Below are 10706 nucleotides of genomic sequence, written 5' to 3' on the forward strand. Positions count from 1 at the left end.
CTGTAAGCTCTTTGGTTATTTTAACATAAGAACGGTGACGGGGCCTTGGCTCCGTCACCGTTTTTTTATTACGTGAATAAGCGATTAATATCGTTCCATGTGACTGCGATCATAAGCAGCAGCAGCAGCGCAAAACCGAGCAGGTGGATGACGCCTTCCTTCTGCGGCTCGATCGGCTTACCGCGGATCGCTTCGGCAATAATGAACAAAAGCCGTCCTCCGTCAAGCGCCGGCAGCGGCAGGAGATTGACGATTCCGAGGTTGACGCTGATCATGGCGGACCACGCAATAAGCGTGAGAAGTCCGGTTGCAATCACCTGGTCCGTGGCGTCATAGATTCCTACCGGGCCTGCCAGGTCATCGAGGGAGAATTCCCCGGTCACAATCGTGCCGAGCGTCTGGAAAATCAGCGTGGAAACTTCATACAGCTGGGTGCCTCCATATTCCAATGCGCCCGTAAAGGATCGTTCCAGCTCGGCATAAACACCGATCTGGCCGAATTCTTCGCTTGATCCCTCCTGCACCGGAACACCGTCGATAGTAACCGTATCTTCGATTGTTTCTCCGCCGCGTTCAGCGGTGACTGTCACTTCTTCTCCCGGACGCTCCTGAACCACACCGGTCATTTCATCCCAGGAATTTACGGACTCGCCGTCTACGGAAGTGATTACATCGCCTTCTTCAAACGCGGATTCGCTCAGCGGCGAACCGTCTGCAATACCTCCAATCACCGGAGTATCCTGCGGGACACCGTGCGCTAGAGCGTAAATACCAAACAGTACGAAAGCCAGCACAAAGTTCATAAACGGACCGGCAAAGATCGCTACCGCTTTTTTCCACGGACGCTTGGAGCCGAACTGGCGGTCCCACGGTGCAATCTGTTCTCGCTTTTCGTCCACAATCAGGTCGCATGTGCGGTCGATCTCATACCGCTTCAGCCCGGAGTCTTCCTCATCCTCCACAGCTTCAATATAAAGCTCGCGCTCCATATCAATTGATTCCACGGATACCACTTTTGCTTCCGGATGCTTAGATTTATTATTGACGATGATTTCTTTGACTTTTCCGGCATCGTTAAAAGTCAGGCCGATTTCATAGCCCGGTTTGATGTTGACCGGGTCGGGATCGTCCCCGGCCATCCGTACATAGCCGCCAAGCGGGAGCAGCCGGATCGTGTAGACCGTTTCATTGCGCTTCGTCGAAAATATTTTGGGCCCGAAGCCGATCGCAAACTCCCGGCATAAAATGCCGACTTTTTTGGCAAAATACAGATGGCCCCATTCGTGAATGGCCACCAATAAGCCGAACATGATAATTACCGCTATCAGCGTATCCAAAGCTTATTCACCTTCTTCTTTTGCTCTTTCTTTTCATTATAGAGTGTTTGTGAAAGAACGTCACGTTATAAGCGTCTGCACATGTTCTCTAGTTTCCCGGTCTGCGCGTAAAATCGTGTCAAGATCCGGATGCTCGATGCGCTGGTGACGGGATAGCGCCTCTTCCACCGCGGTTTCAATTTCAAGAAAAGCGCATTTCCCATCTAAAAACATAGCGACAGCCTGCTCATTGGCAGCGTTTAGCACGGCCCCCATGGATCCGCCGGCTCTGCCGGCATCATAGGCAAGACGCAGGCTGCGGTAGCGTTCAAAATCCGGCGGCTGAAAATGCAGGGCACCTATTTCCCAAAGATTCAGCGATTCTTTAGCCGGATAGTCAAGGCGCTCCGGATAAGTCATTGCGTACTGGATCGGCACACGCATGTCCGGCAGCCCGAGCTGGGCAATGACGCTTGTATCCTGGTACTCCACGAGCGAGTGAATGATGCTTTCTTTATGAAGCAGCACGTCGATACGCTCGTATGGAATACCAAACAGCCAGTGCGCTTCGATTACTTCAAAGCCTTTGTTCATCATCGTAGCCGAATCGATCGTGATTTTGGCCCCCATGCTCCAGTTTGGATGATTTAAGGCGTCTTCCACGGAGACCCCGTCGAGATCGGCTCGTGAGTAGTCACGGAAGCTCCCTCCCGAGGCCGTGAGAATCAGGCGGCTCACTTCCTTCAAGCTATTTCCTTCCAAACACTGGGCGATCGCCGAATGCTCGCTGTCGACCGGCAGCAGGCGCACGCCGTGCTCCTTTGCCTTTTCCATCACAAGATGCCCGGCGGTGACGAGCGTTTCTTTATTGGCGATCCCAATATCCACCCGGTTTTCGATGGCCCGCAAGGTCGGCTCAAGCCCCATGCTTCCGCTGACCGCGTTCATCAAAAAGTCACAGGAGCTTCCTGCAATCTCGATCAGGCCTTCATGGCCCCATACGATGCGTATACGTCCGCCGTATTCCGCCTGAAGCGTTCGGGCATCTTCTTTTGTGTGGACGGATACAATCTCCGGAGAAAATTCTTCAATCTGCTTTCGTACGAGATCAACATTTCTGCCGGCAGCAAGCGCTGTTATCCGAAAGCGCTCCGGGTGCAGACGAATAACGTCAAGCGTCTGTGTACCGATAGATCCAGTAGATCCAAGCAATGCTATTCGTTTCATGACGAAGACTCCTTTAGGTTGGCAACCTGCGTTTTTGTATTAACCAAAAAAATAGAAAAAATGAAGCAGGGGCATCACGAAAATCAAGCTGTCAAACCGGTCTAATATACCTCCGTGGCCAGGCAGAATGTTGCCGGAATCCTTCACAGCGTAATGACGTTTTAACGCCGATTCCACCAGGTCCCCGAGCTGGCCAAAGATAGATGTTACTACGATAAAAGCACTCATGATCAGATAGGAATGAAACACCGGATACACGGCTTCAAAGATAAAGCCGACGACAAATGCCGCCACGAGCCCCCCGACAAACCCTTCGATGGTTTTTTTGGGGCTGATCTCCGGCCACGGCCGGTGGCGCCCAAAATTTTTCCCGATGAAATATGCCCCGGAATCGGTGGCCCAGATTAAAAACAAAATCAAAATCACAACGGCAAGGCCGATATCCGGGAGCTGGCGGATCATGATTAAACTGTGGAACCCATACCCTATGTACACAGAGGACAAAATAACAAACCCTGCTTCATCGAAGGTGAAGGAATTTTTGGTTACTACTGTTAAGGCAAGCAGGCCCAGAATCATTGTTAAAAAAATCTCTGTTTTCGTTATGTGCTGCAAAAATGGATAGTCGAGCCATTCTGTCGGCACGAGCAGTATCCACATAAAGCCCATACTGATTAAACCCCGGAAGGATACCAGCGGGATTCGTTTCATGCGCATTATTTCAAACATGGCGACAGAAGCAAGCAAAGCGATCAAAAGAGTAAACCATTCGCGGCCCACAAATACAATCGCCAAGACGAGTACTGCTCCGATAAGACCCGTAATCGCCCGCAATCCCATAAAAGACCTCCCCTTCAGTCGTTAAACGCCCCCGTACCTGCGTTTTCTCTGCTGATATTCTATGACAGCTTCCGCTAAGCCTTCTTCATTAAAGTCCGGCCAGAGCGTTTCGGTAAACCAAAATTCCGCATAAGCCAACTGCCACAGCATGAAATTGCTGAGCCGGATTTCACCGCTCGTGCGAATAAGCAGATCAGGGTCCGGGAGCTGGTTTGTATACAACCGATTGGTGATGAGTTCTTCATTGATGGCCTCTGCCTTCATCCGTCCCTCTTCCACGTCTTTTGCAAGCTCCTGTACGACGTGCACGAGTTCGTGCCGCCCTCCGTAGTTAAGGGCAAAGTTTAAGACGATGCCGGTATTTTCAGCTGTTGCGTCCACAGCCTCCTGCACGGCCTGCAGCGTATGGCCCGGCAGCTTGTCCGCATCGCCCATCATCCGTACTTGTACATTGTTTTTCATCAACTTTGGCAGCTCTTTAGCCAGAAATCGCTCTGGGAGCTGCATGAGAAAATTCACTTCTGATTTCGGGCGTTTCCAGTTTTCAGTGGAAAAAGCATAAAGAGTTAAGTATTTCACACCGAGTTCGTGCGCTTTTTCCACTACTTTCGTGATCGCTTTCATACCTTCGCGGTGGCCGGCTACACGGGGCAGGCCTCTTTTTTTTGCCCAACGGCCATTGCCATCCATAATAATAGCCACATGGGCAGGCGTATTCACTTTTACTGCCGTGGCATTCGCCTCCGTCCATGGATTTATTTGATTAAATAGTCGATCGTTCATAACGAGGGCACCAGCCTTTTCCCCTTTGTCTAATTTATATGGCACGCGTCAAATTATTTCCATATAAAAACCGTTCCTGCCTCAGCATTGTTGAAGAACGGAAAGCAGTATTTCTGTTTATTTTTCCCCTCCGGCAGCGCGTATTCTTCGTGCCGGTTTTGTTCTTACAAAAAAACCCTCTTGAATGCAGAGGGTTCCAGTCTGTTCCTATTGTAACTCGATTTGCATCAAACTTCCATAACTTCTTTTTCTTTTTGTTCTGCTGCCTGATCCACCTGGCGGATATATTTGTCAGTCGCTTTTTGCACCTGCTCCTGCTCACGCTTTAAATCATCCTCGGTGATTTCATTGCTCTTTTCATCTTTTTTCAACGTATCATTGGCATCACGGCGGATGTTGCGGATAGCTACCCGTGCTTCCTCCGCGTATTTGTTAATCAGCTTGCTCATTTCCTTCCGGCGGTCTTCCGTCATCGCCGGGATCGGAATCCGGACTACTTCGCCGTCGTTGCTCGGATTCAGGCCAAGCTCTGCTTTTTGAATGCCTTTTTCCACGTCCTTGATGGAGCTTTTGTCAAAAGGGGTTACAACAAGCAGGCGCCCTTCCGGCACGGTGATCGTTGCGAGCTGTTGAAGCGGCACCTCGGCGCCGTAGTAGTCGACAACTACCCGGTCGAGCATGGAGGCGTTTGCCCTTCCTGTCCGCAGTGTTGCAAGCTCCCGGCTTAAAGAATCCACTGATTTTTTCATCTTATCCTCTGTTGCTTTCATGTCATGAGCCATCGTTGTTCCTCCTTATTATTGTTCCAATGTCTTCGCCCATTACTGCTTTTTTGATGTTTCCTTCTTCCATAATCGAAAATACGAGCAGCGGGATGTTGTTGTCCATACAGAGCGTTGAAGCCGTAGAGTCCATCACTTTCAGGTCATGATTTAAAATGTCCAGATACGTGAGTGACTGATACTTTTTAGCATCCGCATTGGCAGACGGGTCTGAGTCATATACCCCGTCCACTTTGTTTTTAGCCATCAAAATGATGTCAGCCTCTACTTCAGCTGCCCGCAGTGCCGCTGTCGTATCTGTAGAGAAGTACGGGTTCCCGGTTCCAGCCGCAAAAATTACTACCCGCTTTTTTTCTAAATGACGGATGGCCTTCCGGCGGATGTACGGCTCGGCTACCTGTCTCATTTCAATGGACGTCTGCACTCTCGTAGGGATTTCAATATCTTCGAGGCTGTCCTGCAGCGCAAGCGAATTCATGACTGTGGCGAGCATGCCCATATAGTCTGCCGTGGCCCGGTCCATCCCTTTCGAGCTTCCGGCCATGCCTCTCCATATGTTTCCTCCGCCGACGACAATCACTACCTCTGTTCCCAATTCTACTATTTCGCGGATTTGAGAAGCAATAGATTGAATGACTTCCGGATCAATACCGTAGCCCTGTTGCCCTGCCAATGCCTCTCCGCTCAACTTCAACACAACGCGATTGTATTTCTCCATCGTCATGAACCCCGCCTTTATATTATGTATCGCAGAAGCCCTTAAGCTTCTGCCCTGATATTACTTTTAGAAAAAAGGAGAGCCTACGGACCCCAGAGGATTCGATATGGACTCTCCATACTGCCAATTTATTTCTTTACTTGGTTCATTACTTCGTCTGCAAAGTTTTCGTCGCGCTTTTCCATGCCTTCGCCTACTTCGTAACGGACAAATGTGCGCACGGAAGCACCTTTGCTTTTCAGGTAGTCGCCTACTTTTTGGTCGGTATCCTTTACAAATTCCTGGTCGAGCAGGCAGATTTGTTCAAAATACTTGCCGATACGGCCTTCAACCATTTTTTCAACGATGTTTTCCGGTTTGCCTTCATTCAGTGCCTGCTGCTTCAGCAGTTCACGTTCACTGTCTGCTTCTTCCTTCGGCACATCTTCACGGGAAACGTATTTCGGGCTGATAGCCGCTACGTGCATCGCTACGTCTTTAGCAAGGTCACTGTCTTCTGTGTTTTCAAGAACAGTCAGTACGCCGATGCGTCCGCCCATGTGAAGATAAGCGCCGAAAGCGTCGCCGTCATTTTTTTCTGCGAGCAGAAAACGGCGCAGGGAAATTTTTTCCCCGATGCGTGCAATCTGGTCGTTAATGTAACGATCAAGCGTTACTCCGCTTTCAATCTCCCCGGCCAGTGCTGTATCCACGTCCGCCGGCTGTTCTTTCAAAAGGTACGTAGAAACGTCAGCAACGAGCTGCTTAAACGATTCGTTTTTTGCTACGAAGTCTGTTTCTGCGTTCACTTCCACAATGACCGCCTTGTTTCCTTCGTACGTTGCGTACGTAAGACCTTCTGCCGCTACACGGTCAGCTTTTTTCGCTGCTTTGGAAATACCTTTTTCCCGCAGGTAGTTGATTGCTTCTTCCATGTTGCCGTCTGTTTCGTTGAGCGCTTTTTTGCAGTCCATCATACCTGCACCTGTTTTTTCACGCAGTTCTTTAACCATGCTTGCTGTTACAGCCATTTAAATTCCTCCTTCAATTTTCCATGCATACACGCTTGAGCGCTAATTTTCAAGAAAAAGGGTGATAAAGGGTTTTTCCCTTTTACCACCCTTCGCGTCAGGCCTGGGCCCGTTATATTTATGCAGAGAGCTTACTGGTTTGAAATGCTCTCTTCTTCTGTGCTTCCTTCTTCTTCCGCTGCAGATGCTTCTTGTTCTTTTTCCTGGGCAGCTGCCTGCTCACGGGCTTTTTCCTCTGCACCCTGGGTGGCTTCGATAACCGCATCGGCCATTTTTCCAGTAAGAAGGCGAACGGCACGGATAGCGTCGTCGTTACCCGGGATCAGCTTGTCGATTTCGTCCGGATCACAGTTAGTATCAACGATCGAAATGATCGGAATGTTTAGTTTGTGAGCTTCTGCCACTGCGATACGCTCTTTGCGCGGATCGATAATAAACAGGGCATCCGGAAGCTTGTCCATCTCTTTAATGCCGCCAAGGACTTTTTCGAGACGGTCTTTTTCTTTGTTTAAAAGCATAACTTCTTTTTTCGGAAGAATGTCAAAGGTACCGTCTTCTTCCATTTTTTCAAGATCTTTCAGGCGGGCGATCCGTTTGCGGATCGTAGCGAAGTTCGTTAACGTACCGCCTAACCAACGCTGGTTGATATAGTACATGTTTGAACGGATCGCTTCGTCACGCACAGAGTCCTGCGCCTGTTTTTTCGTTCCGACGAAAAGGATTTTTCCTCCGTCTTCTGCAATGCTGCGCACGTATTTGTACGCTTCTTCGACTTTACGTACCGTTTTTTGAAGGTCAATGATATAAATACCATTACGCTCCGTGAAAATATAACGGCTCATTTTAGGGTTCCAGCGACGAGTCTGGTGACCGAAGTGTACCCCTGCTTCAAGCAACTGTTTCATAGAAATAACAGCCATAAAATAATTCCTCCTTAGGTTTTTTCCACCGCAAGCGTCATATTCATGCAAAACTTTCTTTATCGAAAGCACCTCTGCATAAATCAGCTTTTGCGTGTGTTTTTAACACCAACACGTAATATACCATACGTGTCTGCAGGACGCAATGTCAAAGCTTACTTTTCCTGCATCTGCAAAAACAGATGCACCTCCCGCTGTCCAATCGACAGACTCTTGGCGATATCTTTTTCCTTCCATCCCTCTTTGTACAACATTATAACACGGTCCATCAGTGATTCCTTCGGGGACGCTTCACCCTCCGGCATTGCAGAATCCTCCCCAACCGCTTCCAATTCCTCTACAGGGCTTTCCGGTCCGCCCCATTCTGCACGGAGACGTTCATTGTCACGTTTCATCTCATCCGTGTAGTAGATTAAAAGCTGTTCGATTTCCTTCTTATCATTCTTTACCCGCTGCAGCTCGCCTGCCACCGACTGAAGCTTTATCCACAAAGCACCGGCAGCCATCAGGGCAAGCAGGCTAAATATTAAAGCCATCGCCATTCTCCCTTCTCACATTCTTTCTTCCGTCTGCTTTAAATACTGTCTCAGCCGGAAAAGCGCTTTGGAGTGAATCTGTGAAATCCGGGACGTAGACAGGGACAAAATATGGCCGATTTCCGTCAGCGTCATTTCCTCCAGGTAAAAAAGAGAAACGACCTTCTGTTCTTTTTCGGGCAGTTGGGCTATCGCTTCACCCAGTTCGTGCAGAGAAGCCTGGTCGGTAAGCATTTCCTCCGGCGACGGAGCGTTAGGATCCACAATCGCTCCCCGGTACGTTTCATCACGCTCACCATCCGGTGTCACTTCGTCCATGGAAAGCATATGCACAAAATAGTTTTCCGCTATTACTTTCGATACCTCTGAAGACTTCATATCCAGTTCTTCACCAATCTCCCGGTCGGAGACGAAACGCCCCTTTTTTTGTTCAAGCCATTCAGCCGTCTCTTCAATTTTCTTTGTCTTTTCCCGAAGGGAGCGCGGCATCCAGTCTTCCTGGCGGAGACCATCAATAATAGCCCCGCGTATCCGGAAGGAAGCGTATGTATCAAATTTCAAATCCCGGGCCAGGTCGAATTTTTTCATTGCGTCGTACAGGCCCATTAATCCGTGGCTCATAAGATCTTCCCGGTTTACATTTTTCGGAAGCGTGGCCGCGATACGCTGAACATGATAATGCACAAGGGGCGTGTAAATGTTGACTAATTGGTCGGCCGCTGCATCGTCATAATTTTCCAGCCATTTCTCCCAAATCTCCTGATGAGCATGCGCTGTCGATCTACTCATGTAACCTTCCCCCTGTTCATATTATCATTGTTTCTCCACCGGTCGGCTTGATCCGGAGAGCTCCCGTAGCCACGTCGAATTCTATTGTTCTGCCAATGTGCCCGCCTGTTTCTTCCGCTGTCAGGGATACCGACCGCCCGGCAAGCAATTCTTTTGCCGCTTCAACATTTCGTTTTCCGATATTCAGATGATCTGTCTGAAACTGAAACATTCTTGCTCCCCCGGCTAGCTTCGCTTCCAGAGAAGCTATTGGGATCCGGCGTTCTTCGAAGCCGGTGAATGCCTTTTTCACAGCCGTGTCTGCATACTTTGCTTCGTTAACATGCTGGCCCTCTCTTGCCATCTCAGATGACGGAAGCATGGCATGGATCAGACAGGCACACTGGCACCGGAGCGAATAAATTACAATACCGACACATGAACCAAGACCGCTTGTGGTGAGAATATCACCGTTTTGCCCCCACTGCATATCCGCCATGGCCACTTTCACTTTCGCTGGTTTAACGTCCACGTTTTTCATGCCCCGCTCTCCTGCACTCCAAGCGAAGCAAAAATTTTTGGAAGCGAGTGAGCATCCGGAAGCATAAAAAACCGTCCTGCCATCTGTGATTGATGCTCCCCTTTTGTCATGTTGGTATCGATCATGATCGCTTCATCTCCTTCCAGGCCTGCTTCGATCAGTCCTTCGCTTAAAAGCGCTCCGATCATGTCAACAGCAGACGACGGGACCGTCGGCATCATATAAAGCCCGGTAAAATCCGAAAGCGCCGATAAATAAGACCCGGCCAGAATATTGGTTAGTTCGCATACTGCCGAGGCGAACAAGTCTTGCTCATTTTCGGGCGTTCTGGAAATATTCCAGCTTTCTACAAGTGCTCTTCCAACCGTCTGCATTTCTTCGGGCTCCAGGACAAAAAATATGCTTCCACTGATATGACCCGCGATACGGAGAAAGGTAACCGCCGCCACTTTTTCTTCCCCTCCGGCCGCTTCAAGCAGCTCAGGGAATGGGACCATCTGCACCAACGGCACGCTGATCTGGACCGGTGTTTTCAGCAGCGAAGACAGTGCTGTTGCCGCATTCCCCCCACCAATGGTTCCGACTTCTTTTAATATATCGAGCTCTACCTCACGTGTGCCCATCATTTCACCTCTTTTTCATATGCGGTGTTATTTACAAGCTCCCCGATCCGCTCCCCGATCGCGTGGAGCGGCAGCACTTCATCAATTACGCCTGCCTGGACCGCTGCCCGGGGCATGCCATATACAATAGCCGTTTCTTCTGATTCAGCAACAGCATAAAGAACTGCTCTCACTTTCAATACTTTTAATCCATTTGTTCCGTCATTTCCCATGCCGGTTAAAATAACGCTGAGTACGCGCAGGCTGTCTACACCAGCAAGGGAGGCAAGCAGAATGTCTACTGATGGATGATACCGGTCGCCGGTTCTGCTCTCGCTTACCACCGTTACCAGCTGGCCCCTGTGCCTCCGGACCTCAAGCTGCCGGCCTCCGGGTGCAATATACGCGCTGCCCTTCTGCAGCAGGTCGCCGTCTTCGGCTTCTTTGACATTCCAGCTGTAATCCCGGTTCAGCCTGTCGGCAAGCGACCTGGTGAACCCGGACGGCATATGCTGGACAACCAAAATCGGCAGTGCTACTGTCTCCGGCATCGACTGAAAGAGTTTTTGCAGTGCTGCCGGACCGCCTGTAGAGGTGCCGATCACCAACAGATCCCACGGTCCTGTTAAATTAGAATAGTAATTTTTCATATACTCGGGCTCC

13 protein-coding genes are annotated in these 10706 nt (G+C 49.7%); all 13 read right to left on the reverse strand.

From position 1 onward, the window contains the following. Positions 1 to 68: 68 nt before the first annotated feature. Positions 69 to 1337, reverse strand: coding sequence for an RIP metalloprotease RseP (rseP, locus tag ACTTK6_RS05130; RefSeq protein WP_094907887.1), 1269 nt, complete (start codon positions 1335 to 1337; stop codon positions 69 to 71). A 60-nt stretch (positions 1338 to 1397) separates the two neighbouring features. Continuing rightward, positions 1398 to 2543 carry a 1-deoxy-D-xylulose-5-phosphate reductoisomerase gene (locus tag ACTTK6_RS05135; RefSeq protein ID WP_462832872.1) on the reverse strand — a complete coding sequence of 382 codons (1146 nt, stop codon included), beginning with the start codon at positions 2541 to 2543 and terminating at the stop codon, positions 1398 to 1400. A gap of 39 nt (positions 2544 to 2582) precedes the next feature. Next, positions 2583 to 3383: a phosphatidate cytidylyltransferase gene (locus tag ACTTK6_RS05140; RefSeq protein WP_079476193.1), complete on the reverse strand. Its 801-nt coding sequence runs from the start codon at positions 3381 to 3383 to the stop codon at positions 2583 to 2585. A gap of 21 nt (positions 3384 to 3404) precedes the next feature. Next, positions 3405 to 4166 carry an isoprenyl transferase gene (locus ACTTK6_RS05145; RefSeq protein ID WP_079477031.1) on the reverse strand — a complete coding sequence of 254 codons (762 nt, stop codon included), beginning with the start codon at positions 4164 to 4166 and terminating at the stop codon, positions 3405 to 3407. A 227-nt stretch (positions 4167 to 4393) separates the two neighbouring features. Continuing rightward, a complete protein-coding gene (gene frr, locus ACTTK6_RS05150; RefSeq protein ID WP_079476192.1) occupies positions 4394 to 4948 on the reverse strand; it encodes a ribosome recycling factor in 555 nt (184 codons plus the stop codon). After that, positions 4938 to 5672 carry a UMP kinase gene (gene pyrH, locus ACTTK6_RS05155; protein ID WP_079476191.1) on the reverse strand — a complete coding sequence of 245 codons (735 nt, stop codon included), beginning with the start codon at positions 5670 to 5672 and terminating at the stop codon, positions 4938 to 4940. The genes frr and pyrH overlap by 11 nt, the downstream gene beginning before the upstream one ends. Positions 5673 to 5794: 122 nt before the next feature. Then, positions 5795 to 6676, reverse strand: coding sequence for a translation elongation factor Ts (tsf, locus tag ACTTK6_RS05160; protein ID WP_079476190.1), 882 nt, complete (start codon positions 6674 to 6676; stop codon positions 5795 to 5797). A gap of 131 nt (positions 6677 to 6807) precedes the next feature. Further along, the gene (gene rpsB / locus ACTTK6_RS05165; RefSeq protein WP_094907886.1) at positions 6808 to 7596 is read right to left on the reverse strand and encodes a 30S ribosomal protein S2; all 789 of its coding nucleotides are present in this window, start codon (positions 7594 to 7596) and stop codon (positions 6808 to 6810) included. Positions 7597 to 7751: 155 nt separating this feature from the next. Then, entirely contained in the window at positions 7752 to 8132 is a 381-nt protein-coding gene (locus ACTTK6_RS05170) for a DUF6115 domain-containing protein (RefSeq protein ID WP_462832874.1), read from the reverse strand. Positions 8133 to 8147: 15 nt separating this feature from the next. Next, positions 8148 to 8921: a FliA/WhiG family RNA polymerase sigma factor gene (locus ACTTK6_RS05175; protein WP_462832875.1), complete on the reverse strand. Its 774-nt coding sequence runs from the start codon at positions 8919 to 8921 to the stop codon at positions 8148 to 8150. A gap of 16 nt (positions 8922 to 8937) precedes the next feature. Next, positions 8938 to 9441: a chemotaxis protein CheD gene (locus ACTTK6_RS05180; protein WP_462832876.1), complete on the reverse strand. Its 504-nt coding sequence runs from the start codon at positions 9439 to 9441 to the stop codon at positions 8938 to 8940. Beyond that, positions 9438 to 10064, reverse strand: coding sequence for a chemotaxis protein CheC (locus tag ACTTK6_RS05185; protein WP_244897367.1), 627 nt, complete (start codon positions 10062 to 10064; stop codon positions 9438 to 9440). The genes ACTTK6_RS05180 and ACTTK6_RS05185 overlap by 4 nt, the downstream gene beginning before the upstream one ends. Then, positions 10064 to 10693: a CheB methylesterase domain-containing protein gene (locus ACTTK6_RS05190; protein WP_462832877.1), complete on the reverse strand. Its 630-nt coding sequence runs from the start codon at positions 10691 to 10693 to the stop codon at positions 10064 to 10066. Before ACTTK6_RS05190 ends, ACTTK6_RS05185 begins: the two co-directional genes overlap by 1 nt. Positions 10694 to 10706: the final 13 nt, after the last annotated feature.

The sequence above is a fragment of the Marinococcus salis genome (genome assembly GCF_054971365.1).